The organism is Paraglaciecola sp. QJM3NY_14 (assembly GCF_056173245.1).
The window spans coordinates 4,552,957-4,577,624 of record NZ_CM149664.1; the positions used below are offsets into that span (position 1 = coordinate 4,552,957).

General features: G+C 41.0%; 24 protein-coding genes. 10 read left to right on the forward strand and 14 right to left on the reverse strand.

Going from position 1 to position 24,668, the window contains the following annotated elements; translation table 11 throughout:
* Positions 1-21 precede the first annotated feature (21 nt).
* Positions 22-996 (reverse strand): LacI family DNA-binding transcriptional regulator, encoded by a 975-nt coding sequence (locus tag AC0VYA_RS19335; RefSeq protein ID WP_011576531.1) that lies wholly within the window; start codon positions 994-996, stop codon positions 22-24.
* A gap of 512 nt (positions 997-1,508) precedes the next feature.
* Between AC0VYA_RS19335 and AC0VYA_RS19340 the strand changes: the two genes are divergently transcribed.
* The 7 genes from AC0VYA_RS19340 (at position 1,509) to AC0VYA_RS19370 (ending at position 7,763) form a co-directional block, all read left to right on the forward strand.
* The gene (locus tag AC0VYA_RS19340) at positions 1,509-2,840 is read left to right on the forward strand and encodes a sugar porter family MFS transporter (protein ID WP_475489352.1); all 1,332 of its coding nucleotides are present in this window, start codon (positions 1,509-1,511) and stop codon (positions 2,838-2,840) included.
* Complete coding sequence (locus AC0VYA_RS19345) at positions 2,837-4,432, forward strand: glycoside hydrolase family 32 protein (RefSeq protein ID WP_475489353.1); 1,596 nt, start codon at positions 2,837-2,839, stop codon at positions 4,430-4,432. Before AC0VYA_RS19340 ends, AC0VYA_RS19345 begins: the two co-directional genes overlap by 4 nt.
* 205 nt (positions 4,433-4,637) lie before the next feature.
* The gene (locus AC0VYA_RS19350) at positions 4,638-5,300 is read left to right on the forward strand and encodes a glutathione S-transferase family protein (RefSeq protein ID WP_041714621.1); all 663 of its coding nucleotides are present in this window, start codon (positions 4,638-4,640) and stop codon (positions 5,298-5,300) included.
* Positions 5,301-5,369: 69 nt separating this feature from the next.
* Positions 5,370-5,564, forward strand: coding sequence for a zinc ribbon domain-containing protein (locus tag AC0VYA_RS19355; RefSeq protein ID WP_007985042.1), 195 nt, complete (start codon positions 5,370-5,372; stop codon positions 5,562-5,564).
* A gap of 26 nt (positions 5,565-5,590) precedes the next feature.
* On the forward strand, positions 5,591-5,947 hold the full coding sequence (locus tag AC0VYA_RS19360) for a hypothetical protein (RefSeq protein WP_011576535.1): 357 nt from the start codon (positions 5,591-5,593) through the stop codon (positions 5,945-5,947).
* 82 nt (positions 5,948-6,029) lie between these two features.
* Positions 6,030-6,959, forward strand: coding sequence for a hypothetical protein (locus AC0VYA_RS19365; RefSeq protein ID WP_475489354.1), 930 nt, complete (start codon positions 6,030-6,032; stop codon positions 6,957-6,959).
* Positions 6,960-7,094: 135 nt separating this feature from the next.
* The gene (locus tag AC0VYA_RS19370; protein WP_475489355.1) at positions 7,095-7,763 is read left to right on the forward strand and encodes a hypothetical protein; all 669 of its coding nucleotides are present in this window, start codon (positions 7,095-7,097) and stop codon (positions 7,761-7,763) included.
* A 238-nt stretch (positions 7,764-8,001) separates the two neighbouring features.
* On the opposite strand, the gene AC0VYA_RS19375 is transcribed toward AC0VYA_RS19370, so the two are convergent.
* The 12 genes from AC0VYA_RS19375 to AC0VYA_RS19430 all read right to left on the reverse strand — a co-directional run bounded on the left by AC0VYA_RS19375 (position 8,002) and on the right by AC0VYA_RS19430 (position 21,481).
* The gene (locus AC0VYA_RS19375; RefSeq protein WP_475489356.1) at positions 8,002-10,176 is read right to left on the reverse strand and encodes an AAA family ATPase; all 2,175 of its coding nucleotides are present in this window, start codon (positions 10,174-10,176) and stop codon (positions 8,002-8,004) included.
* The gene (locus AC0VYA_RS19380; protein ID WP_475489357.1) at positions 10,173-10,613 is read right to left on the reverse strand and encodes a hypothetical protein; all 441 of its coding nucleotides are present in this window, start codon (positions 10,611-10,613) and stop codon (positions 10,173-10,175) included. The genes AC0VYA_RS19375 and AC0VYA_RS19380 overlap by 4 nt, the downstream gene beginning before the upstream one ends.
* Before the next feature lies 1 nt (position 10,614).
* Positions 10,615-11,178, reverse strand: a complete 564-nt coding sequence (locus tag AC0VYA_RS19385) for a recombinase family protein (protein WP_475489358.1) — start codon at positions 11,176-11,178, stop codon at positions 10,615-10,617.
* 244 nt (positions 11,179-11,422) lie between these two features.
* The gene (locus tag AC0VYA_RS19390; RefSeq protein ID WP_475489359.1) at positions 11,423-12,205 is read right to left on the reverse strand and encodes a M48 family metallopeptidase; all 783 of its coding nucleotides are present in this window, start codon (positions 12,203-12,205) and stop codon (positions 11,423-11,425) included.
* Positions 12,206-12,225: 20 nt separating this feature from the next.
* Complete coding sequence (locus AC0VYA_RS19395) at positions 12,226-15,534, reverse strand: type I restriction endonuclease subunit R (protein ID WP_475489360.1); 3,309 nt, start codon at positions 15,532-15,534, stop codon at positions 12,226-12,228.
* Positions 15,534-16,154: an SLATT domain-containing protein gene (locus AC0VYA_RS19400; RefSeq protein WP_475489361.1), complete on the reverse strand. Its 621-nt coding sequence runs from the start codon at positions 16,152-16,154 to the stop codon at positions 15,534-15,536. The genes AC0VYA_RS19395 and AC0VYA_RS19400 overlap by 1 nt, the downstream gene beginning before the upstream one ends.
* Before the next feature lie 7 nt (positions 16,155-16,161).
* A complete protein-coding gene (locus AC0VYA_RS19405) occupies positions 16,162-17,439 on the reverse strand; it encodes an SMODS domain-containing nucleotidyltransferase (RefSeq protein WP_475489362.1) in 1,278 nt (425 codons plus the stop codon).
* Between the two features lie 89 nt (positions 17,440-17,528).
* Complete coding sequence (locus tag AC0VYA_RS19410; protein WP_475489363.1) at positions 17,529-17,693, reverse strand: DUF2188 domain-containing protein; 165 nt, start codon at positions 17,691-17,693, stop codon at positions 17,529-17,531.
* A complete protein-coding gene (locus AC0VYA_RS19415; RefSeq protein ID WP_475489364.1) occupies positions 17,693-18,952 on the reverse strand; it encodes a restriction endonuclease subunit S in 1,260 nt (419 codons plus the stop codon). The genes AC0VYA_RS19410 and AC0VYA_RS19415 overlap by 1 nt, the downstream gene beginning before the upstream one ends.
* Positions 18,942-20,459 carry a type I restriction-modification system subunit M gene (locus AC0VYA_RS19420; protein WP_475489365.1) on the reverse strand — a complete coding sequence of 506 codons (1,518 nt, stop codon included), beginning with the start codon at positions 20,457-20,459 and terminating at the stop codon, positions 18,942-18,944. The genes AC0VYA_RS19415 and AC0VYA_RS19420 overlap by 11 nt, the downstream gene beginning before the upstream one ends.
* Before the next feature lie 27 nt (positions 20,460-20,486).
* A complete protein-coding gene (locus tag AC0VYA_RS19425) occupies positions 20,487-21,071 on the reverse strand; it encodes a restriction endonuclease subunit S (protein ID WP_475489366.1) in 585 nt (194 codons plus the stop codon).
* Positions 21,072-21,250: 179 nt separating this feature from the next.
* The gene (locus AC0VYA_RS19430; protein ID WP_475489367.1) at positions 21,251-21,481 is read right to left on the reverse strand and encodes a helix-turn-helix domain-containing protein; all 231 of its coding nucleotides are present in this window, start codon (positions 21,479-21,481) and stop codon (positions 21,251-21,253) included.
* A gap of 126 nt (positions 21,482-21,607) precedes the next feature.
* On the opposite strand from AC0VYA_RS19430, the gene AC0VYA_RS19435 reads away from it, so the two are divergent.
* From AC0VYA_RS19435 to AC0VYA_RS19445, 3 genes are read left to right on the forward strand one after another with little or no spacing between them, the layout of a single operon-like run.
* Entirely contained in the window at positions 21,608-22,138 is a 531-nt protein-coding gene (locus tag AC0VYA_RS19435; protein WP_475489368.1) for a hypothetical protein, read from the forward strand.
* 3 nt (positions 22,139-22,141) lie between these two features.
* On the forward strand, positions 22,142-23,632 hold the full coding sequence (locus AC0VYA_RS19440) for a DEAD/DEAH box helicase (RefSeq protein WP_475489369.1): 1,491 nt from the start codon (positions 22,142-22,144) through the stop codon (positions 23,630-23,632).
* A 14-nt stretch (positions 23,633-23,646) separates the two neighbouring features.
* Positions 23,647-24,141, forward strand: coding sequence for a hypothetical protein (locus tag AC0VYA_RS19445; protein ID WP_475489370.1), 495 nt, complete (start codon positions 23,647-23,649; stop codon positions 24,139-24,141).
* Positions 24,142-24,170: 29 nt separating this feature from the next.
* On the opposite strand, the gene AC0VYA_RS19450 is transcribed toward AC0VYA_RS19445, so the two are convergent.
* Positions 24,171-24,668, reverse strand: a complete 498-nt coding sequence (locus AC0VYA_RS19450) for a hypothetical protein (protein ID WP_475489371.1) — start codon at positions 24,666-24,668, stop codon at positions 24,171-24,173.

Here is a 24,668-nt window from a genome sequence, read left to right on the forward strand (position 1 = left end):
ACTGAGCAGCGAGTTGCTAACTTATGCGCAACTCGCTCTAATCACAAGTCGCGTTTCAAGTACGACGCTGTCATTGTGATCTTTGTCGAGGAGTAAACGGGTAGCGACCCTGCCCTTTTCTAAGCTTTGCTGACACACAGTGGTGAGACCAGGCTTACTTCGGTTCGCCTCAGGTATATCGTCAAAACCAGTCACTTGCACTTGTTCTGGTATTGCAATATTCAACTCATTAGCCACTCTTAGCACGCCGAGCGCAATAACATCACTCATGCATAAAATGACCTCAGGTAACGGGCTAAGGGTCAGCGCTTCCTTGGCAGCTATTTCTGCCATCTCTGGGGTATTTAGAGGAATGTGCCAAATTTGACTAGGGGAAATGGTGAGTTGCTTCTCATCAAATGCACGCAAATACCCCTTTAATCGACTGCGAGAGATTTCTTTTGATTTAACATGCATATCTTGGTCAGTGAGGCGACAGATACGTTGTGAATCCACCAAACGCAAACCTAATACAGCCACGTTTTTTGGTTCATTAATTAAAGCATGATTCGCCACGATGAACGCGCCATCTTCATTGTTAATATTGACAGATTCAGCTTCGTGGGTTTCAAAGTCTACAGCAATAATTGGCTTACCAGAGCGTTTCACTCGGGCAAAAATATCGCCACTGGGTGTGCCATAAAAAATGAAGCCATCAGGCAACGACTCAGCACTGCTGTGCTCTAGCCCGTCTGATTCACTGGAGAGCAATAAGAGTTGTTTTTTGTTTTCACCCAACACCTCCGCAACCCCCTGTAGCAACTGACTGGCGACCGGATCTGACAGGCTATAACTAATGGAATCAGCAAGTACAACAGCAATGACATCTGACCGGCCTTTACGCAATGAGCGAGCAGCAAAGTTAGGGCCGTGATAACCCAGTTCCGCTGACTCGCGAAGGATGCGCTCCCGCAATTTAGCGGATAACTGATCCGGGCGATTAAACGCGTTAGACACAGTCGCGGTAGATACCCCGAGTTGCTGTGATACTTGTTTCAGATTAAGTTTTTTTTTGATGATTTTACCCTTAAGAGCATAGCGTTATTTCAGTTGATGCAGATGAATAAAAAGTCCAAACGAGGCAAAGGCGGTCTCTTCTTTCTAGTATTTACTTCAGGCTCCATGCCAATAAACCCATCCTGGAGCCTATGGCGCGCTACAAAATAACCAATTTCAATCCATTAATGAACATATTTAATAAACTCATTTAATGAACAAGGCTATGAAAATCACAACGACGAAGTCCAGACCATAGCGTGTTATTTAGTTGTTATAAAATATTTACAATAAAAAGACAGCGGGTTACTATAAATCAATCTTAAACGTTTAAGATGCTATTCTGGCTGACTTCAAATACTTGAGCAAGGGCTGTGTACCTTGGATGTCAGCGACAGTGAGAGAGAATTTTCAAATAGCATGATAAACGCAGTAAACGTTAGCTTAGGCAATCAAAGATAGAGGGACGTACAGTGAATAAAATCACGTTTTGGGCAATGACGGTCGCCGTCGCAGGGTTTCTGTTTGGGTTCGACACCGCGGTAATTTCTGGTGCAGATAAGCCAATTCAAACCTTATGGAATACGTCACCACTCTTCCACGGTTTGTTTATCATGTCGGCAGCATTATGGGGGACAGTAATAGGCGCACTAGGCGGTAACTATCCCTGCGATAAATACGGTCGCAAACCCACCCTAGTAGCTATTGGTATATTGTATTTAGTCTCTGCCTTGGGTTCTGCCCTTGCTACAGACCCATACACCTTTGCGATATTACGCTTTATTGGCGGCATTGGGGTGGGCATTTCGTCTATTGCGGTACCCGCTTATATTTCTGAAATAGCACCGGCATCTCATCGAGGCCGCTTGGTCGCGATTTATCAATTTCAAATTGTGTTTGGTATTTTAATTGCCTTTCTTTCTAACTTCGTTCTGTCTGGTCTATTAGACTTTGATTGGCGCATGATGCTTGGTGTGGAAGCCATACCCGCGTTGGCTTACTTGCTGTTGATATTGAAAGCCCCTGAAAGTCCTCGTTGGTTAATTTTGCATGGAAACGATTCGGTTAAAGCCCAGCAAGTCCTTATATCACTGGGTGAAACGAACAGTGAAAGCATTGTTAATGAGGTTGTTAATGAGAATCAACATAAACGTTCAGGACGTTTATTTAGCACCTCATATCGTTTTCCTATTGTGTTGGCGTTCTTGCTTGCGGCGTTTAATCAATTATCAGGCATCAATTTTATTATTTACTACGCGCCCAGAGTTTTTGAGCTAGCCGGGCTAGATACAAGCGCCTCGCTGCTGTCGGGCACAGGGATTGGTGTGATAAACCTACTTTTTACCTTTGTTGGGATTTACTTGATTGATCGAGTAGGCCGAAAAACACTTATGTATGCAGGCTCGTTAGGTTACATCATGTCACTTGCAGTGGTGACGTGGGCGTTTTATTCAGAGCAAGGCGGGATGATGGTTGTGTTTTTCGTATTTACCTTTATTGCCTCCCATGCAATTGGTCAGGGCGCCGTAATCTGGGTATTTATTGCTGAAATATTTCCCAACAAGGTACGCTCAAAAGGACAGTCACTTGGCAGTGGTACGCACTGGATTTTTGCAGCCTTAATCACCCTGTTTATGCCATATTTTCTATCAGAATATGCTCCAAGTACTGTATTCGCGTTTTTCACTTTTATGATGGTTCTACAACTCATATTTGTATTTATATTAATGCCTGAAACGAAGGGGAAATCCCTAGAAGCACTTTCAGCGATACTCACTAAGTCAACAAAGGAGAGTCAACAATGAAGACGGTTATGTTAGGCCTAATGGCTAGCGTATTACTCGGATGTTCAGGCCAGTCATCCACAAATCCAGCATCTGAACGTGTCAATTCGGATAGCAGTATGCAAAGTAACGAAAAACACCGACCAAACTTTCATTTTACGCCCCCCGCCAACTGGATGAACGACCCGAATGGCATGGTGTATTACGCGGGCGAATATCACTTATTTTACCAGTACCACCCGGGGTCAACTATTTGGGGCCCCATGCACTGGGGACATGCGGTTAGCAAAGACATGCTGAATTGGCAGCACCTTCCAGTTGCATTATATCCAGATGAATTAGGCACTATTTTTTCAGGTAGCGTAGTGGTTGACTGGGAAAACACATCCGGATTGGGCACAAAAGACAACCCTCCCATGGTTGCGCTATTCACCTACCATGATGTTGCAGGAGAACAAGCAGGAACGCTCGACTTTCAAACCCAAGGGCTAGCGTATAGTGTGGACAAAGGCAGAACATGGACCAAATATAGCCAAAATCCAGTGATGAAAAACCCTGGTTTAAAGGATTACCGTGACCCGAAAGTATCTTGGTACGCCCCACAGAAAAAGTGGATTATGGCATTGGCGCAAGGGGATAATATAGGCTTTCACTCATCGAAAAATCTGATCGACTGGCAAGTTGAAAGTACATTTGGCGAAAAAATAGGAGCCCATGGCGGCGTATGGGAATGCCCTGATTTGTTGGAGATGACAGTTGCCAGTACGGGTGAGACAAAGCACGTATTACTGGTGAGCTTAGTCCCAGGGGCACCCAACGGAGGTTCAGGTACCCAATATTTTGTGGGTGACTTTGACGGGAGTAAATTCACCGTTGATCCTGAATTCTCTGAGCGTTTAGAGCAAAAAGAAGCTATATGGCTTGATTACGGCACAGACAACTATGCCGGCGTCACATTCTCTAATGTGCCAGATACGGACGGGCGCACGTTATTTATGGGTTGGATGAACAACTGGCTTTACGCAAGAGACGTCCCTACCGAAGCATGGCGTGGCAGTATGACAACTCCGCGTAACCTAGTGTTACAAGAGACGGCACAAGGCCCACTTCTTTTCTCTCAGCCCATCACTGAACTTCACAATATAAGCCATCAAGTCGCACAGCTTAATAATGTTGAAGTAAGCAGCGACACTGATTTATCTGCATTACTCGGTCCAATAGAGGAATCGCACCGCGTCACTATGAAGGTGAAAAGGCAAGGCGCGAATACATTGTCGTTAGATTACAAAAATAACGACGAACTGCTTTCAATACGCCTTGATGTAAACGCCGGTACTGTAACGATCGATCGTGCAAAATCTGGTGAGACAGAATTTGAAGAACATTTTGCCAACCAACAAGCGGGTGTAATTCGTGCCGGATTAGACACCTACTCGTTCGATATCATTTATGACAAGGCATCAATCGAACTGTTCGTTAATGACGGAGAGTTGTCGATGACAGCGCTTGCTTTCCCGTCAACGCCGTACAATGAAATTACGTTTTCAGCCGATGGACAAGCCTTAATCGAGCACATCAGTCTGGACAACCTCACGGCGCAACAAGCCAAGTAGCGCTGAATATTTGATCAAACCCACATACGTTGACACCTCACTATGTGGGTTTATTCAGGTCTTTACTGACCATTGACTTCGACTTAGCAGCCGCTTCAACATTATACCCCCTCCTTTGCTTATACTCTTCTATAAAGAAAATAACATTGCTCCTTGCTAGGAGGTGAAGCAAGCTAGAGACTCATACGCAACAATGAGAATACGCATGCTTAAATTATATGGATTCGACGTCAGTAACTACTTCAATATGATCAAATTGGCCCTTGCCCACAAAGAATTAGATTACGAAGTGGTTACCGTTTACCCCAACCAAGAGCCTGAATTTTTAGCCAAAAGCCCCATGGGTAAAGTCCCTGCGCTAGAAACTGAAGACGGCATCATTGTTGAAACCAATATCATTTTGGAATATCTCGATGCTAAGTATCCTGATAAACCGCTCTACCCAGCAGATCCTTTCGCTCAAGCCAGAGTAAAGGAGTTGGTCAAATTTATAGAGCTATATTTAGAGCTACCTGCCCGCCGCTGTCACCCTGAAGCCTTTTTTGGTGGCAAAGTCAGCGATGAAACACGCAAAGAAGTGAAGCGCGCCCTTTTCAGAGGCATGACCGGTTTAAACAGACTTGCCTCTTTCTCGCCTTATGTGGCAGGTGATGAATTTAGCGCTGCGGATATTATGTTCTTATACAGCGTGGACTTAGCCTCTGGTGTCGCTTACAAATTGTTCGACATTGATTTATTGGATGGCTCACAAGGCGCTAAGAACCTAATGGCTAAACTGAACGAATTACCCGAAGTGCAGAAAATTGCGGCAGACCGCAAAGTCGCAAATAAAGCGTTTGTGGAATATGTAACAAGTTTTCAAAAATAAAGCGTGATAAACGGTAGGAAGATTACCCAATCTTCCTTTACCATATAAGGCTCATATAGGAGTACAACGATGAGCCTTACATCAAATGCCGAATTCAGCTGTCCATACTGCATGGAAATCAATGATATAGAAATTGATCAAGACAACGATGTTAATCAACAGCAAATCGTAGATTGTCAGGTGTGTTGTAGTCCTATAGAAATCCTCATTACCCAAGACAGTGATAACGACTTCATTATTCACGCCCGAACCGACAGCGAATAGCCTGTTTTTTAATACGGAGTTCTACTTTGATTGATATTTTCCATGCGTCAGACTCTTTACGACGTAAATTACACACCATAGACAATGAACGCGACTTGATGCAGCTCGTCATGAAAAATTTGAGTCAGTATCGATTCGCGACTCGTGTCGAGCATAGCGAATTGGATATCGCGTTTGCCGCCTCTGGCGGGCCTAGCCATTTTGCTAATGGTGACGCAACTGATATCTCTTGCACACCTGTTGTGAGCCGTCCGACACAATTCAATGACATTTTACTTGAGCGTCAAACAGGGTATATCAACCTCTCAACCCCAGCGGGTTTTATCCCTTTAGTTGACGCAGTAGAGCGTAATGGCTTCTTGCATAAAAAACTTCTTAGCTAGGAAGTTTACTGCGCGCGCACGTAAAAGCGGTTTAGCCAACCGCTTTGTGGCTAGGCATGTAAAATGCCTATTGGCCTTTTTCATGTCGATAACCGTGTTATCTGTCAGTCCTATTCACTTTGCCCACGGCGAGCAAATAAGCTTTAGTAAAAACACCCTCGAAAACGATATCCAATTGAGCTACAAATGGCGCGATAAGGACCAAGAGAAACATCAGTTTTCGTTCACTTTGCCCCTAGACGACATCAACACTTCGCATCACAAACGCTTTGTACCTGAGCAGGTCACTCGCTATCAGCAAATTGCCATGCTTAAAGAGCGCAACAAAATGGACGCCAAAGAAGCACGCATTGACATAAAGCGCATAGGGGAAACGCTGCAGATCAGTGTGAGAAGTCGCTCTGAAGAATCAGCAAAAAAGTATCAAAAACAATTGCTGCAAGTAAAGGATGACGCATTCGAGCAATATTTAACAGATCACTACTATGCGCGGTTCAGTGATTACCTTAGTCAGGAGGGCATCAAACCGGACCATTTGCGTTACATCAAGGAAAATCAGGAAGTACTAAAGCCATTTGCCGAAGCTATGTATGCTGAAGCGTCTGAACGCGGAGATACGCGGGCGTTTTTGAACTTACTGTTAGGTTGGTTACAGAGTATTCCTTATGATGATTTAGAAAGCCGCGTTTCTTCCAATGGCGCTGGGTTTTCGCCCCCGTTAACGTTACTAAGTCATAATCGTGGCGACTGCGACAGCAAATCTGTGTTGATGGCGAGCGTGATACGCGCTCTGTTTCCAAAAATCGAGTTAGTGATGCTGTACTTACCCAACCATGCGTTATTAGGCATAGGTGTTCCCGCTAAAAAGGATGAAAGAAGCATGCAAATAAACGATGAGGCATATTTATTAATGGAGCCAACGGGCCCAGCGCTATTTTCGTTAAATGAAACCGCCCCAAGTAGCCAGCGCTTTCTCGATATGGGTATGTATAGTTATGAGGTCATTCCCTAGGCTTATGCTGACGCTAATACGATAAATCCCGATGTTTACATGAATAACCTAACATTTGATAATTGCCATGTGCTTAGCTGCATCTGTGGGTTATATCTAACCTGCATCACTATGTTAATAAATGAGTAAGCCTTTATGACCCCATACGATATCGCTCTTTTGATCCATATTTTACTTTTTTGCTACTGGCTGGGCGGTGACGTCGGGGTTTTTTACTCGAGTCAATTTGTCGTCGACAGCAAACTCAGCAGAGAAACGCGTCTGACTGCGGCCAAAATCATGCTTGGCTGCGATTTAATCCCTAAAATATGTATGAGTTTGATGCTCACGGTGGGGGGCATACTTGCTCATTACTTAGGCATCAAGCATGAACTTTGGCAGTTAATAGGAATCATTTTGCTTGGTCCCTTATGGCTGAGCATGGTGTTAGTGCTGCACTACAAGCACAACGCTAACTATATTCCCTTGCTAACCAAAATGGATTACTTGTTTCGTTGGGCCATGATTGCGGCATTAGTGACCTCAAGCATATACGCCTATAACACAGGGCGTTTAGCTGACAACCCCTGGATAATCGTTAAGTTACTGGGTTTCGCGTTTTTAATTTTTTGCGGGCTAATGATACGTATCAATCTAAAAGAGTTCTCAATTACCTACGCTAAAATGTTGCAAGACTCCCACGATGATGCTGACAATCTGCAAATGGTTCGTAGCCTTAGAAGGGTTAAACCTTGGGTGGTCACAATATGGCTAGTGCTTATATTTGAGGCTTACGTAGGAATAGCAAAACCCTTTATGGGTTAACACCAATCCTGCCAATCTCAAGCGTAAAAAAACCGCCGATTGACTGGCGGTTTTGCTTGTTCAGTGACTGAATTTTTCTAGAGGTATTATCTAAAACAAAATATATAAATTCAGGGGCAGTACAGAAAAAAAATCTTAATTAACCATAGACTTAACCAAATGACCCTTATTCATTTTTAAACATTAAGAAATAAAAATGTAGATTAATCGCGGTGTTTTCTACTGATTACGGTTAATTTTAAACATTTTTCAACATTTCTGCCAAAGCGGTTTTACGAGTATCAACTGCACCTTGTTTGTTAACACAATAATGAAAATCCGTTTCCTTGCCAATAATATGTACTTTATCTTCTGCTCTTGTTACAGCCGTATACAGCCAACTACGATCAAGTAATATTCCTAGTTCAAGCAAAACTATCACATTCGGAGCTTGTGACCCCTGCAATTTATGCAAGGTTAAACAATATGCAAGATCGATATATTCAAATAATTGCCAATCCACTTCTAACAAGCGTTTATTACCTTTTTCATCAAGGTCTTCAAGTTCAACTACACAAGCATATTCATCAGTAGATTCAACACTCTTTAAAACCCCCAGCGTACCATTCTGAACATCGTGTTTATAACTGGTTAGGGTAATGACAATCGGGTCTCTTTCCCTGAAGTCATAACTTCCTTTGGTAATTGGCATATCCGTAAGGTCGAGAATCTTGCCATTCGGGTTTGCAACACCTTGCAGCATGATATTTGCTTTTCTTACCGTATCATTGGTAGGAGCGACTATCATGGCGTTGTCATACTCAGTGTAGGTAGTTACAGCGTCTTGCAAAATGTCGCCTATTGATTCTTGGAACGTAATATCTGCGGTAATTAACGACTCTGGCATTATGCCTTGCCGTATAGCATTGGAATATCCAGGCACGCTACTGTCTGTTCCCTGTCGTTTTATAACATCCAGCTCCACATGTTTTATTACACCACTTTTAATGACATCATTTAAAACAAATCCCGCATTAATTGGGGGAAGCTGATAAGGGTCACCAACTAACAAGATCCGAGTCTTATCAGAAAACAAAGTAACCAAACGCCACATGGTATATGCATCCAACATGGAAGCTTCATCTACTAGCAATACAGCCTTATCTTCATCAAGGTCTGATTCGCGCAAAAGTTTTGCAATAGTTTTCGTTTCAAAACCGATTGACTGTTGTAGTCTACGAGCTGCCTTTCCTGATAACGCTACTGGGTATACCGTATAGCCTAGCTTTTTATAAGCATCGACAATAAGCTTCGTGGTAAATGTCTTACCTGTTCCAGCACCACCAGTGAGTGCAAACACATTGCTGAGTAAAGCTGTCCTTACTGCACGTTCTTGAGCTTTTTCTAACGTCCATCCATCAGGTATTGAAGACGCATAAGCCTCTTCCAAATTACTTTGCCACGTCTGCTGTATCTTAGAAAGTTTACCGAGCCGTTTAGAAATGGTTTTCTCAAATATATAATTGCCAGAAACGAAATATTGGTTGTCTTGTTTAACAAAGCCTAAGATATCACCATCTAGTTCACATGCCTTTGCAACTAGCAGCTTGTCATTATTCAACAATCTAGAGACACATGATTTAATATCTTGCCAATCTGCGACGGTATTACCCTGATCACTCCATAGTCTCAATGCTTGTTCAACGATGGCTGCCAGTCTGATTTCATCATCCCGTTTAATTCCGAAATGCTTTTGGGCAATAGCGTCTACCTTGTGAAATCGCATTCCCAGTGAAAACAATCGGTATGGATTCTGTGTAATAAAATTGATTGCATCCTGATCGGCGAGTCTAAAAAGTTGGCGCTGTATAGGTGCTTCTATTTCCCACTTAACGAACTGCGCTGAGTGCTTTAAATTTGAATACTCTTTATAGCCCTCCCATAGCCCATGCACGGCTTTGTCGCTCAGCAGAACTTCCCTGACTACTTGAAAGTTGGTTTTTGATTGGTCTTTTTCGTATGGCGTATATTTATCGCATTCTAGAATGTCGAATATATCACTTCGAAACTCTAACCAAAGTAGCTGAGCGCTAACCTTACCGATACCTTCGAATGCTTTTTCAGAGCTTAAAAAGGCTACAAAGCCAGCACCGTTATCTGGCATCACACATTTCAGTGTAGGCTCCATAAATCGCCAAACATCGACATAACCGTCCGAGCTTACTTGCTGCTGTCTAATACTGAAGTTTTGTTCTTTGAGGATTTTCCATTGTTGACCGACTTTTGGATTAATATTCAGCTTATTTTGCGTGGTCAGAATCTCGATACGGTGCCCACCTGCTTTTTGATTAACAAAAACAGCCCCCAATCGTACATTATCTGGGCGGTATTGATATATTCTGGTGATCCTTACCAGATAAGCGCTACTCTTCATTTCCACAAGCCCATTTCTATCAATACATCTTTAAACTCTGATAGTTTGGCAACTTCAGCAACTAGTTTTGCATTTTCATTTTGTAGTCTGCGGTTTGTTCTTTTAAGGTCACGCACTTTGACGCTGTCCTTTATGTCTTCTTCAGTATCTCTGGGTGCATCTATTACTTCTTTATCGAGAGGCAAGTTAGTCTTGCGTTGCTGGTATACACCTAAGGTAGCAAGTTCTTGTTTAAGGTCTTGCAACATATTAAAAAGCTTTTCATTTCTGGCTTTCTTAAATGCTTCGGAACCAAAACCAAGCTCATCAGCAATTTTCTTCGGGCTTAACGTATCACCATGCCAATAATCCAACCAATTAGGCGACTCTTTAGATTTCATTTCAGCCACCCAACCGAGGAATAAGTCTCTGTTACGTTGACCTCTTTCTTTACTCATCTTAACCGCCCTCCACGATGCGTCTTATCGTAGTCCTGCTAACACCATACTCCTTTGAGAGTTGATTCTGAGATTTTTGCATTGATTTTACTAACTTGCGGATCTTTTCCCTGTCTGTGTCAGGAATCGTCTTGGGCCTACCCATATGCTTGCCCTGAGCAATAGCCCGTTCACGGCCTTCAGTGGTATTTTTGATGATCAGGCTTTTGTTCAGCTCAGCAAAAACAGCAATAACATGAAGAACAGCTTTCCCGAATGGTGAATCATCTGCGCTATTAATAACCCCATCGAGCGTTGTGAGAGCTGCACCTTTTGCATGGATACCATCTATTGCAGTCATAATCCCTTTTAGGCTTCTTCCCAAACGATCAAGCTTTGTAACGCATACAACATCACCTTCACGGATGTAATCGAAAAGATCGTCAAGTTTTTTTGCATTATCCAAAGAGTTACCGCCTTGCTTACCAGAGAATATCTTCTCGCAACCATGACGCTCTAATGCATCAACTTGAGCTTCAAGGTCTTGCTCTTGCGTGCTAACTCTTGCATACCCTATTAACGACATCTTCAGCCCCTTTACATGAACCTAAGTTATAACTTTAGTACACAATATAGTCAGCATGAACTTTATATGTCAAAAACATTTAAGTGCATTCACATAAGTAGGTAAATGTATTAAGTTCATAAATATTGCTAATTGACTAATGCACTTTGATTATGTGGTATGAAGAGTGTCCCGCAGTAATTGAATATTAATAAATCCTTAAATCATTAGCTCTCTATCACTGTTTGATTCAATTTCAACAATATCACTCATTCAAATACAGCTCCGCCATGTCATCTAGCTTTGCTTTAACTTCTTTCCAGTTAGGCATCACTTGCGTCAATAAGCGCCAAAATCTATCGCTGTGGTTATGCTCGGCAATGTGGCAAAGCTCGTGCAAAATTACGTAATCAATGCATTCTTTTGGGGCTTTAACAAGGTGAGGGTTTAGCATCAAGTTTCCTTTAGTTGAGCAGCTTCCCCATTGTTTAGTCATCGCCATGATACGAAATGAAGGCAGTCCATCTACCCATGAAGCTTTAGGCAATATTGCTTGTAACCTTTCATGAAAAATGGCTTTGGCTCGGTGGATGTACCATTTATCTAAAAGTGCTTTAATTTTAACTACCCGATCATCACACTCTTTTTTGAGGGTGACGGTTAATTGGCCTCGGTGAAGCTTCACATTTGGCACTTGTTCAGCGTCAATAATCACCTTTAAAACATAGCGTCTACCAAGATAAAACTGTGTTTCCCCGCTAACGTATTGTCGTGGCATTACATACTCATGTTGAGCCGAAAACTCACAAATGCTTTCCCAGATCCATCGAGCACGTTTTAGCATAGCCTCTCGAATTGAGTCAGGTGTCTCATCATGCGGAACTGTGGCAACTACACGTTGGTCAGGGTGCACTTTAATGATGACTTTTCGTGCCTTAGGCTTGGCATCATTTTTTTCTAAGGTACGACGAATAATGTCATAGTTAATAACCTCGTCACCGTACATGAACACGCCTTGTTCTTGTGTTGTTTTTTTAATTTCACTCATTTAAAACAGCAGCTTCATTATCATTGACGAGAAAGCCCCAATCGCGTGATTTTAAGCACTTCTTCAATAAGCTTTTGTGCATTCTCAATACCAAAGTCTGCAAATAGCATAGGGAGTAGCTTTACGCTGATAGCGTTTTCAATTTCACTTGGGTTGATTGAAAACTCTGCTACAGCGGTCTTAACTACTTCGTCAATATCGAAGGCATATTTCACAAGTTTATCTTCATCAATATCACTGCCAGTGTGGGCGTCTTTTTCGAATAATTGTTTAAACAACCCGAAATAAGCCTGCGCATGTTTGTTCTGTTTGCTATCAACATCAATAAATACGCTTGGCATACCATCAACCTTGCGCCCTTTAACTTCCTGCTCAAAGTCGGCAAATAGCATGTATTGCTTTACGGGCGCATCAAACATAGCCTTGGTTTCATCTATCGCTTTTTTGAGTAAGTTTGAGAAATATTCTTGTGCATAAGGATCATCAGCCAAATCCTGCTCGATCATTTTAGTGATACGGCCTGTGATCTTATCCGTTTGGTTTCGAGCTTCGTCGTCAGTTAGATCTTCAGGTTTCACATCTTTGCCCAAATTACCAACGAGGTATGCACCATCAGGCTCTTTTACATCAATGCCTGCAATATGCTTGTCTAACAACTGGCGCACGTCTTCAGCATATTCGTCATAATCTACGGTTTCGTTAGCATCTTCACGTACCTGCTTACGCAAGTTAACAAACATTTTCAGCGTTTCTTTGTAGTGGTCGCGTTTGTTATCAAAACTTTTATCATCGAAGAAAGTTGCCGATTGTAAAGCTACTTTCATACAGTTAGAAAAGGCAGTTAAAGCGGTATAAAACTCATCACGCTTTTTTAGGTTTTTATCTAAAAGCTGGCCTTTAACATCCTCAATCTTAGGTGCAAGTGCTTGCCGTAAAGCGGCATGATCTTTCTTATTAGCAACACCGTCAAAAATAGCCCACAGATCGTTGTATAACCCAGGTAGCTTTTTATATTCGGTATCCATTCGGTTATATAAACCTTTAAGATCATCAACATCAAAGCCATTTTGATTACGCTCAGCAAGTTCTTGATACTTCTCAATCGTCATATCAAGCTCTTTCAAAATTCCACGATAATCGATTAAGTAGCCGAATTGCTTTTTACTGTGTAAGCGGTTTACACGAGCAATAGCCTGTATCAAATTGTGCTCTTTTAACGGCTTGTCGATATACAACACTGTATTCTTAGGCTCATCAAACCCTGTAAGGAGTTTATCTACGACAATCATGATGTCGGGGCCATCATCTCGGCCATAATCTTTGATTATTGCCTTGGTGTATTCTTTTTCGTCTTGTCCATAAGTTTCGGCAACATTGTTCTTCCACCAGTTTTGAACAATGTCTTTACTTTCTTGATCAACTGCTTGATGGCCCTCACGCGTATCAGGAGAAGACATTGCAACAACTGATGTTACTTTGCCTATTTTATCTAAAAGTTCCTTATAGCGAATTGCAGAGGCTTTAGAGTCACATGCTAGCTGGCCTTTTAAACCTTGCTGCTTGAAGTTTTGGAAATGATCTGAAATATCATGTGCAATTAGCTCAATTCGGCCTTCTGTTTGATAAATCTGACCTTTCTGAGAAAACTTCTTCTTTAAATCTGTTTTTTGCTTTTCAGTGAGCTTTTCAGTAATGCGGTCAAACCAGGCATCAATGGCTTTGTCATTCACATTGAGATCTGCAATACGCTCTTCATAAAGAAGCGGTGTTACCGTTTTATCTTCAACCGCTTGCTGCATGGTATACGAGTGGATAATAGAGCCAAATTTGTTTTCAGTTTTATCGTCTTTTAATAACGGCGTACCAGTGAAAGCAATAAACGCTGCTTTTGGTAAGGTTTGTAACATTCGAATATTGTTTTCACCGTTTTGGCTACGGTGACCTTCATCAACCAAAACCAATATATTGGGGCTATTGTTATAGCACTCTCTATATTTGATTGCAGAACCAAACTTATTAATGATTGAGAAGATGACCCGCTCATTACCTTTACCAATTTGTTCCGCTAAGCGTTTGCCCGACGTTGCCATTGCATCTTTTTTATCACGCTCAGTGAGTACACCACCTGAGGCAAAAGTGCGGCTTAACTGATCTTCAAGATCAACTCGGTCAGTGACAATAATCACGCGACATTGTGAAAGCTCTCGCAACCAAATCAGTGCTTTTGATAAGAACACCATAGTAAACGATTTACCACTTCCTGTGGTGTGCCAAATTACACCGCCATTACGTGCACCTGGGCGCTCACCAGTTTCTTCGAAGCTGGTAATGCGCTCTATCAATGCTTTAATACCAAATACCTGCTGATAACGCGCTACAATCTTGCCAGCTTTTTGATCAAACAAAGTGTACAAACGGGCCATCTCTAGAAGGCGATCTGGTCTCAGTAAACTAATAATTAGTCTGTCTTGATCTGTTACAGCGAGGTCACCTCCTGCCAGTAAAGTTAAATACTCGTCTTTGGCAGCGGCAAGTCGGTGGCTGAAAATCGCATCTAGCTGCTCAGTGCTTAAGCCTGCATTTTTTAACCGAATAAACTCGGCTTCAATGATTTTTTCTTCCTTCCATTTCGCCCAAAACTTTTCAGGCGTGCCGCAGGTAGCGTACAAACCGTCATGTCCATTCACTGCAAGCAGTAATTGGCTATAAGCAAAAAGGTGTGGTATTTCTTTTTGGCCTTGGTTACGGATTTGTTGTGAAATAGCTTCGCTTAAAGTAGATTTCCCTTCAGTTGAAGAGTCAGGGCGCTTCGCCTCAATCACTACCCAAGGCAAACCATTAACAAAGCAAACAATATCAGGAATACGGTTTCCTGTACCTTCACTGTTTTGTACTACCATTTCTTCAGTAAAGTGAAAAAAGTTATTGGAAGGTGTTTGCCAATCGATAAGCTGAATGGTTGGTGATGCTTTCTTACCATCAATAAACTCAGTTACTCCAACTCCATACGTCAAGGCATTGTAGAGCTTCTCATTCGCACCTTTTAAGCCTTCATTCATTGCAGGGCTGAGGTCATGCATAATCTTATCGATGGCAGCATTTGATAACTTATGCTCTTTGCCTGCAAACGGGAACGTTTGTTTACTCAAAAACTCACGTATAACAGGCAACAGCATAACTTGGCTAGTTGATTTTCCCGCTAGTTGATTGCCTCTTACTTCTTCACAACCATTAGGAGGTATAAATGAGTAACCAAGCTTACTCAGTAGAGTAAGCGCCGGAATTTTAGAACTGAACTCTTCTTTAAAATTAGCTGTAGGGTTTTCCATTAGTTATTCACCATATCGTTATCTTTTAGCGCATCACAAATTGACGGAATAACATCTACCGCTTGAAACAAAGAAACAGCTATAGCCAAGAAAAGTGAAAACCATAAAGATAAAGGAACTTTATCTCTCCAGAAACTAAATGTTTTGTGTTGTTCTATCCAGCCTATTTGTTGCTCCCAAAAGAATTTATAATGCGCCAACCAAGAGGCAAATAAAACATGGCTAGACATGCAGTTTTGGTTAAATCGATTCTCAACGTCTTTTAGGCTGTTTGAAATGTCTGAATTATTTGTCGAGTCATCATTAACTTGAGAAGCTAGGTGCTTAAGCTCATTAAACAAACCAGTAAGTGCTATGCCTTTTGTTTCGTAGTTTGATTTGTCTTTGTTATTCAGGCTAATGTACATGCCTATTATGCCAAGCACTAATAGGGTGCTTGATGTTAATTTTGTTGATAATTCAGCATAAACTAAAGCATAGATACCGAAGGCTATTGAGATAAAGCTAATAACACCTGGTAGCTTCTCGATCATGTCAAAGCTAGCAAAGTGAAGTTTTGCTGTATAGCCGATGTTGTATCCAGTTTCAGCAATGTATTTTAATAGATCATTCTTTTCCATAATTCCCTCACTGAATAGGTACTTTAATTCTGTCTTTGGCTACCACCACACCATTTTGAATAGCGAAGCATTCAACTATATGTTCACCTTTAAATGTGGTTGTTTCTCTTCTTTTTCTAAATCCATCATCTTTAAATATTTGTCCTCGAACACAATCTCTTCGCTCCGCTTCATCACCTCGGTTTAATGCTTTCCATTTAATGATGTATTCGCCAGGAACATTAATCTGGTCAACCATAAAATCTAATCTTTTATTAGGTAACAGAGGAATTCGGCTTGCGAGCATTTGGGTAAGAAAATTTGACCTAAAACCATTTTGAGATACTTCGCATTCAATTTTTAGTGAGTAGCGAATATCAATTGGATGTAAGTCCTCAATAAACTGCTCTGTATTTCTAAAGTCTCTGAGTGACTTACTTTTTTGTACTGTTTGAGCTGCTGGAAAGTTCCTACCAAAAACCTTTTTCCACTTGTTATTAACAGAATCTTGTTCTCCCGCTTTTATTGCGTCTAAGCACAAATCATAAGCATCTTGAGCAGCGCTTTGGAATTTGTCTTTAACTTTTACTTGTTGGCGGCTGCCTAGTGCAAGGTAGTAATCCTTGTCAGGCTCATTTGCTAAATATTTGAAGAAATCTCGGCACATCCAATCATAATAGGTATAGCTTTTATCATCGTAATCAGTAGTCGAGTTGAGAAAATTGTGAGCAAGGGTGTCTATTAATAACCCGCCCATACCAATACCATGTTTATTTTTCCATGCTCTTGCCATCTTACAAAGTTTGCGCAAATTATTATTTTTTTGATCAACAAAATCCTTCATAGCCTCTATTTCTTCGCGAGGCTTAGTGATCTTCCAACTTCCGCCATTATGAGTGTCGGGGTACTTGAAGCTTCTGTCATCTTGTTCAAAAACAGGCTGAACCTCGACCATAAAATTGGTATAGATAACCTGAACAACTAATCGATCTACCTTTACTTCAGTGTTCGGGTATCGGGCTTTAATAGCCTCTTTGGTGTCTTTCAAAAGTTTTGACTGGTCGTTTTTATAATCATTCCACTTTGTACTCGGCATGACATAAAGCATGTCCAAATCAGAAATGCCCTTAATTCCTGTCCACCGACCATATGAGCCAACTTGCAGCGTATTAGCCGTTTTAGATTCCGTATCTCTAAACTTTTTGTTTAATGCACTGGTTACTTCGCCATACCTTAAGCTGATGGTTGAGGCATTATCAACTTGTAGGTTGCTAAGAAAACCTTTGAACATTTCTGATATAGTCATTTGTATCCTTACTTCTTATCCGTTGGCGGGTGTGGGTCGTTACCATAGCTGTTACCATAGCTGTTACCAGCTAGGATTTTACCGTTACGTTAGTGTACTTTGGTATCTGACTGCTGATTTTTAGCAATATCTTCCGCTAAAGTAATCCCTTCTTTTTGAGTGCTAGTTACCTTTGTGGCGTTACTATTGTCTGCGCCTTTAACCGCCCAACCATCAGGGTGTTTCACTACATGCTGGTTTTTTCCTCTGCTCATTATGCGGCTTCCTCATCAATTTTTACTCTGCGCTTACCTGTTAACAACTGCTGCATTAACGCTTTTTTCTCTTGCTTTAAATCGGCTAGTTGTTGCTCCAAAAGCTCTATTTCTTTGTCTGCATTTGTTAATACAGTGCTGATTTTTTGCTGCTCCAAAAGGTTAGGGATTCTAAGGTGAATACCCTTAAAATCTTTAAGAATGATTCGGGGGACACCTGAACCTGAAGTAAGAGCCTTTCCAACAAAAAACCTAATAGATTCCTGTGAAAAATATTGAGCAATGAAATAAGGTGAAATTTTGTTTAGCTTTGGTCTTAACAAAGCAATGGAGGATAAAATCACGCCTTGAATTTCCTCTTTGATAACAAAACAGTATTTTAAAATAGAGCCATCTTTCGCTATCAAAATATCATTAATTTCAGGCTTACAGTTTTGTTTTTCTAAGGCTTTAAAGTCATCCTCGTTGATATGTCGAGCTGTATTTTCAGCGAATCCTGTTGGTCTCATATCTTTCACTGAAAACATAGGGTAACCAACTTCAACACTTTTTGGACTATGGTGAGCGCCATCTGTAACTTTTGTGCAGACGTCACCTAGCTTAACTTCTTCCCACTCTCCATCAAATTGCTTGCCTGAATCATCAAGTAGACGCTTTTTGCCTGTCAGCAGTTGTTGCATCAGCGCTTTTTTCTGCTGCTTGCTGTTGTCGATTAGGCGCTCAGTGGCGCTTATCGCTTTATCCCAAACTGATATAATTTTGGCGATTTTATCTTCTTCTTCTTTGGAAGAAGCTGTCATCAGCGGTAACTCAGATAGAATTGCGGTGTTCATGTTGGGCATAGTTTGTCCAACAGCGTTCTGTTCAAGCCACCGTTTTACCGCATTCTTTTGTAAGAAGTAGGACAAGAATAAGGATGAATGCTCTGAGTTTGGTGTTGCTTTTAAGCACCCTGTTCCACATATTCCAATTTCATCACCTACTTCAATCAGCGCAAATCGACTAACATCACCACGTCGGCTAAATAAAATATCTCCGCTCTTTAAAAAGTGCTTTGATAAATCAGCAGCTCTATTAGCAGGTATTTTTGCAGCCGACTTGTAATCAGCTCTTTGACTAATCAAGTCCTTCGGCATTAAAACAGGTATGCCCTTTTCAGTGTATTCATGTGCATGTAACTGACTTCCAAAGGGGCCAGTCTGTAGATTACCTGAACATACTTCCCCTAAAGAGGTCAATTTCCAGCCATTAGGCACCATAACCCAACTCCTTTAAGTAGTTTTCCATTTCAACTTCAAGTGTTTTTAGCTCACTCTGTAACTGAACACGCTCATTGCGCACCGCCACTAAATCAATCTCAGCTTCTTCTTCAAATGTGTCTACATAACGAGGAATATTAAGGTTAAAGTCGTTTTCTTTAATTTCACCAAGGCTTGCTAAATAAGCATATTTATCAACAGTTTCACGAGCTTTGTAGGTATCGATAATTTTCTGAATATTGTCTTCAGTTAGCTGGTTTTGATTTTTACCTGACTTAAACTCACGACTGGCATCGATGAACATTACATTGTTATCGGTTTTATGCTTTTTGAAGATAAGAATCGCCGCTGGAATGCCCGTACCGAAGAATAATTTTTCAGGTAAACCTATTACGGCATCTAGTAGGTTCTCTTCTATAAGTTGTGTACGGATTTTACCTTCAGATGAAGCGCGGAATAGTACGCCATGAGGCACTACCACGCCCATACGTCCTGATTCTGGCTTCAATGTTTCTATCATGTGACTGATAAACGCGTAGTCACCTTTGGTTTTAGGTGGCACACCACGGCGGAAGCGGCCAAACTCGTCATTTGCAGCACCTTCAAAACCCCATTTATCGAGTGAGAATGGAGGGTTTGCAGTAACAATATCGAAGTGAAGTAAACCTGTACCCTCTCTGTCTAAAAGCATAGGGTGGCGAATGGTATCGCCCCATTCAATACGGTGGTTATCTTCACCATGTAGGAACATGTTCATTTTAGCGAGTGCCCAAGTAGAGCCAATAGCTTCTTGACCGTATAGTGCGTACTTTTTAGAACCTGAGTTCTTACGTACCATAGCGCCACACTTCATTAATAGTGAGCCTGATCCACAAGCTGGATCGCAGATTTCATCCCCTTCTTTTGGCTCTAATATTACTGCTAGTAAGTCTGATACCTCCGGTGGTGTATAAAATTCACCTGCTGACTTACCGCTACTTGCGGCAAAGTGCTTAATTAGGTATTCGTAGGCATTACCAATGATATCGAGAGAGCCTACACGACTTGGGCGTAAGTTAAGAATATCTTTACCAAAGTCTTCTAACAGGTGACGTAGAATGTCGTTCTTTTGTTTCTCTTGGCCTAATTTGTCGGTGTTAAAGCTAATATCTTGGAACACATTTTTTAGCTTAGTGCCGTTCGCTTCTTCTATGGCATGTAGTGCTTGGTCAATACGTTGGCCGTTACCTGCGTCATGACGTTTCTCGTATAGATCCCAAAAGCTAGCACCTGTAGGTAATACAAAGCGTTGCTTTGCCATCATTGCGTGAATTAGTTCAGGGTTGTCTCCATATTGCTCTACAAGCTTGTCATATTCATCTTGGTATACATCAGAGATGTACTTTAAGAACAACATGGTTAAGATGAAATCTTTGTAAATAGAAGGGTCTACCGTGCCTCTAAATGTATCGCAGGCATTCCATACCGCCTTATTAATTGCGTCTTGGTTAATTTGTGTTGTTACCATCTTTTGAGTCCTTAATTTTAATGCTGTTTAGCCCTGACTATCAGAGCCTAATAATTCTTTAGCGATGCCTTGCATCTGTTTTGTTCTATTCTCAATTAGAGCACTTAGCACACGTTTTTCTTGTTTAACTTTGACATCAAACCCAACGATAGCCTGTTGTTTTTCGAGATTAGGAATAACAAGTGGAGTTGCTTCTAATACTGCTCGTCTAATGCTCGTTTGTGCGCTTCCTTCAGCAGAATTAGCAAAGTACCTCTGGGCACCATCTTGGTTTAACTGCCAAGCTACAAATTCAGGTAGTACTGATTTGTCAGATACTTGAATTAAAAAATAATGTGGTGCGCAAACTGTTGGTTTATCAATCTCGTCAACAAAACCTGCTAAGTTACGACCACCACGAGCCGCAAACAGCACATCGCCTTTTTGTAAACAGTTAGGTGTTTTACGCCCTGTAATATTTGTGCGAATGAGTTGATGCCACTTAATGATCCCATCGTTATCAATATCCCTGATCTGCACCGCATAAGCGTTACCTTCCTTGTCTTCAGTTATCTTTCCCCTAAAAGGGTGGCCTGCTTTCACAATCGCAATATCAGATAATGTTTTATTCATATTTAATTGCACCATATAAATGATGCATTAAATATAGTGAGAGATAGTTATTTAATCAATGCTTATTTTGCATCTTTTAAATGGTGCAGTTTAGACTATTATGAAGGTTAAGGGTTATGGAGGTATATTTTTATTAAAGTGGGTATATCTTGATTTTACATGTGGAATAAATAAGAGATTTAAAGTGCGCTTGTGTCGTCAACTTCCGGTATTAACTCAATCAAATTACATTCAAGTGCTTTTGCGATACGACATAACTTATTAACAGTTACGTTTACAGTACCGTTTTCAACTCGGCTTAAATAGCTCTGATCTAAGCCAGATTTAAATGATAATTCGGCTTGGCTTTTGTCTCTGAATACTCTCATCATCTTGATATTTTTACCTAATTTTCTCGCAAAATCGTCCATTGGATTTTCTCAGACACAAAAGACTAAATATCCCACATTGCGTTGGTTCACACGATTGCATATAATCCTATTTAATGTATATATGCATATTTGAGGTATTTTTATTATAATTTTTGAGGTTTATGCATGGAAAAATTCGAACTAGACAAAACTGTCATCCAAATTTTGTCTATGCCCAACGTCAATCACTTCACTGCAACTGAAATAAGAACTGCATATATTGCAATTAAGCAGGATACTGAACTTAACCCAACAGTATCCCGTCGTTTCGTTTACGAGGAACTTTTAAAATTAACTAGAAGGGGCTGGTTAATAAGAAGCACAACGAAGAAGAAAGGGCTTACTCATTACACCAAAAGCGACTTGTTTGATCACGCTGTTTTAAAAGAAATGGTAGCGGCAATGCAGTACGGTGAGACACATGCAAGTACACCTATCAGTTACTCTCAAATGCTTGCTCAGCGGTTGAATCAATACAACTCTGCGCTATTAGAAGGCTTAGGAGCGGTAAAAGAGTATGTCGCTTTGAAAGACATATACCCTGAGCGACTTAACGATTTAAAGGGACGTTACATGGCAGTTCAGGAAAACAACCATATCTTAAAAGGGAGAGTTTCAGTTCTAAACGAACTTATTAAATCAACAAAAGAGAACTAAACAATGAAACTGAGAAATTGGCAGTCAGAGTGCATAAACTCTGCAATTTCTAAATACAAATCAAAAAAGCATTTTTTAGCCCTAGCTACTCCAGGTGCTGGCAAAACCGTTATGGCATCAGTATTAGCTAAATTACTGTATGACCAAGGTGATATCCATCTTGTACTTTGCTTTTCTCCCTCTTCAATTGTCGCACTTGATTTTAGTGGTGCATTAAGCGAACAATTCGAAGCCCATTTTGACGGTACTATTGGCGCACTGGGCAATTCATTCACTTATCAGGCATTGGGCACACTAGATAATAAGGTCTGGCGCTTGTTTGAAAAGTATCGCGTGTTTGTGATCTTTGATGAGATCCATCATTGTGCTGGTTCAAATATAAAAGATGCTAACGCTTGGGGTAAGCCGATCATAACAACGATTAAAGAAAAAGCAGCTTACACAATCGCACTAACTGGCACACCGTGGCGCTCCGATGCACTACCTATCGCGCTGGCAGAATACTGTAATGAGTCAGGGCACATACAATGTGATTATGTATATGGCTTAAAACAAGCGATTGCCGACAATGTATGCCGCATACCTCAAGTAGTCGCACTAGATAATGATCAAATTACAGTTGTTGATGGTGATGAAACAAGCCACTTCACTAGCTTTATAGATCTGCTATCACAATCAATTATTCCATATTCTGAGATTGTTACTAACACGAGCGTGATAGAGCAACTATTAATCCACTCTAATCACAAGCTAAATGAGCTTCGCTGTGCCAACAAAGAAGCAGGTGGGTTAATTGTTGCCTCATCGATTGCTCATGCTTGGCAAATACAGCTAATTTTGAAGCAGACTATTGGAGAAAGTGCTGTTGTTGTCACGAGTGATGAGGGCAACGGAAATGATCTCATCAGATCTTTCAGACATAACCAACATAAGTGGATCATCAGTGTTGGAATGATATCAGAAGGCACCAACATTCCACGACTTCAGGTCTGCTGTTACCTTTCAAATGTGAAAACAGAAATGAACTACCGTCAAGTTATGGGTCGTTTACTGCGTATTACTGATTCACCAAACCAACAGGCAATTCTATTTATGCCTGCAGAGCCAAAGCTTGTTGAGTATGCTTATCGCGTGGCGCAAGACATTCCTGATGAATTAGCAAAAGTAAAATTCGCTCAAATGGATGAAGAGATCATCACTGAAGCTCCTGTGCTAAGTAAAAGCGACGGTATTATTGATCGTGGCAACAGTCATACAGTTATTAGTGGTATTAAACCAACTATCAGCATTGATGATACAACATTTAATTTTGATGATAGCCTACCTCCTTTTAGTGATATAGCACCAAGTGAAATAGCCATTTCAACGGATAAAATCATGGAGATCTTTGGTCAGTTTAATCACAAAGAGCTTGAAATTGATGGATTCGAACAACTGTTCATCTCAGAGCAATCAATGAAGAAGCTTAGTCAGTATAGTTCAGAAGCATTTTAAAAAATGGAGTTGTTATGATTCATAGACCACACGGTTGGGTGATTTTAAAATTTACCAATGAAAATGATGTATTTTTTCAAATCTTTGCGAGCTGGCGAGGTGGCTATTTAGATAGAGATTCATGGCGACTTAGCTCCGGCCCTAAAGAACCTCATGTTTTATCTGATTGCGGGAGTTATTGGGTTTGGGGGCAAGAGTCAGGATCTTGTTATCACCTGTCTCTACATGGTGAAGATGGATATACACATTATACAGCTCAAATCTTAGCAAAGATTATTATTATTCAGTCTGATGAAAAGAATATACTAATAGAAAAAGTGAAGCTGTTTTCGTTATTTAAAATATGTATTTGTCACATAACGAAGCAGAGTGTTGCAAATGGGTTGAGATGGCTCCCTCAACAGCAGGGGCAGGGGCATCTGCTACGCAGAGCGAGGAATAAACTGATGGAAAACACTTCGTGTTTACACACAGTTTATCTCTTCTTGTCCACGGCTGTCAGTCGCTAGGCCAATAATTCTTTTTTTGATTATTCTTATTAATTCCTGTTTTTGGCAGGCAACCCACTATCAATCGTCGCAGCGAGTTTGTTCAAATCGACGTTATCCATCTTTTGAAGGTTGTGTTGCCATCGAGCAAATCTTTCGAGCAATATGTCGTTTTGGCTAGCTAGCCTTTTGTTTTCAGAATTAAGTTTTTCATTTTCGTTTTCAAGTTTTTCGATCAGCTTTATCAGCTCAGCAATTGTCGCATCATCATTACTCAAATTTGCCAATAGATGACTCAGTTTATCTGAACTTACAAAAAGCGATTTCGCCTCTTCGATAGCAACTAACTTCTTGTTTCTCTTCTCTTTTTTCTTTAAATCGAATGCGTGCTTGATCTCGTCGTGATGTAAGTATGTATGACGCGATGGTGGGCGCTTCAGACCTAATTCCACTTGTAGCTTTTCTGACAATAAGTCATAGGTCAACTTGCCGTTCCACCCATCGATTATTGCCAATATCGTTTCTCTGTTGTCTATTACAAAAGCCAC

Bases quoted from the DNA above. Each gene is read 5' to 3' on its own strand.
- AC0VYA_RS19390 (WP_475489359.1), bottom strand. From the start codon at position 12,205: ATGAGTGAAATTAAAAAAACAACACAAGAACAAGGCGTGTTCATGTAC.
- AC0VYA_RS19350 (WP_041714621.1), top strand. From the start codon at position 4,638: ATGCTTAAATTATATGGATTCGACGTCAGTAACTACTTCAATATGATC.
- AC0VYA_RS19385 (WP_475489358.1), bottom strand. From the start codon at position 11,178: ATGTCGTTAATAGGGTATGCAAGAGTTAGCACGCAAGAGCAAGACCTT.
- AC0VYA_RS19440 (WP_475489369.1), top strand. From the start codon at position 22,142: ATGAAACTGAGAAATTGGCAGTCAGAGTGCATAAACTCTGCAATTTCT.
- AC0VYA_RS19445 (WP_475489370.1), top strand. From the start codon at position 23,647: ATGATTCATAGACCACACGGTTGGGTGATTTTAAAATTTACCAATGAA.
- AC0VYA_RS19405 (WP_475489362.1), bottom strand. From the start codon at position 17,439: ATGACTATATCAGAAATGTTCAAAGGTTTTCTTAGCAACCTACAAGTT.
- AC0VYA_RS19370 (WP_475489355.1), top strand. From the start codon at position 7,095: ATGACCCCATACGATATCGCTCTTTTGATCCATATTTTACTTTTTTGC.
- AC0VYA_RS19395 (WP_475489360.1), bottom strand. From the start codon at position 15,534: ATGGAAAACCCTACAGCTAATTTTAAAGAAGAGTTCAGTTCTAAAATT.
- AC0VYA_RS19380 (WP_475489357.1), bottom strand. From the start codon at position 10,613: ATGAGTAAAGAAAGAGGTCAACGTAACAGAGACTTATTCCTCGGTTGG.
- AC0VYA_RS19400 (WP_475489361.1), bottom strand. From the start codon at position 16,154: ATGGAAAAGAATGATCTATTAAAATACATTGCTGAAACTGGATACAAC.
- AC0VYA_RS19420 (WP_475489365.1), bottom strand. From the start codon at position 20,459: ATGGTAACAACACAAATTAACCAAGACGCAATTAATAAGGCGGTATGG.
- AC0VYA_RS19430 (WP_475489367.1), bottom strand. From the start codon at position 21,481: ATGGACGATTTTGCGAGAAAATTAGGTAAAAATATCAAGATGATGAGA.
- AC0VYA_RS19365 (WP_475489354.1), top strand. From the start codon at position 6,030: ATGTCGATAACCGTGTTATCTGTCAGTCCTATTCACTTTGCCCACGGC.
- AC0VYA_RS19410 (WP_475489363.1), bottom strand. From the start codon at position 17,693: ATGAGCAGAGGAAAAAACCAGCATGTAGTGAAACACCCTGATGGTTGG.
- AC0VYA_RS19425 (WP_475489366.1), bottom strand. From the start codon at position 21,071: ATGAATAAAACATTATCTGATATTGCGATTGTGAAAGCAGGCCACCCT.
- AC0VYA_RS19415 (WP_475489364.1), bottom strand. From the start codon at position 18,952: ATGGTGCCTAATGGCTGGAAATTGACCTCTTTAGGGGAAGTATGTTCA.
- AC0VYA_RS19375 (WP_475489356.1), bottom strand. From the start codon at position 10,176: ATGAAGAGTAGCGCTTATCTGGTAAGGATCACCAGAATATATCAATAC.
- AC0VYA_RS19355 (WP_007985042.1), top strand. From the start codon at position 5,370: ATGAGCCTTACATCAAATGCCGAATTCAGCTGTCCATACTGCATGGAA.
- AC0VYA_RS19345 (WP_475489353.1), top strand. From the start codon at position 2,837: ATGAAGACGGTTATGTTAGGCCTAATGGCTAGCGTATTACTCGGATGT.
- AC0VYA_RS19435 (WP_475489368.1), top strand. From the start codon at position 21,608: ATGGAAAAATTCGAACTAGACAAAACTGTCATCCAAATTTTGTCTATG.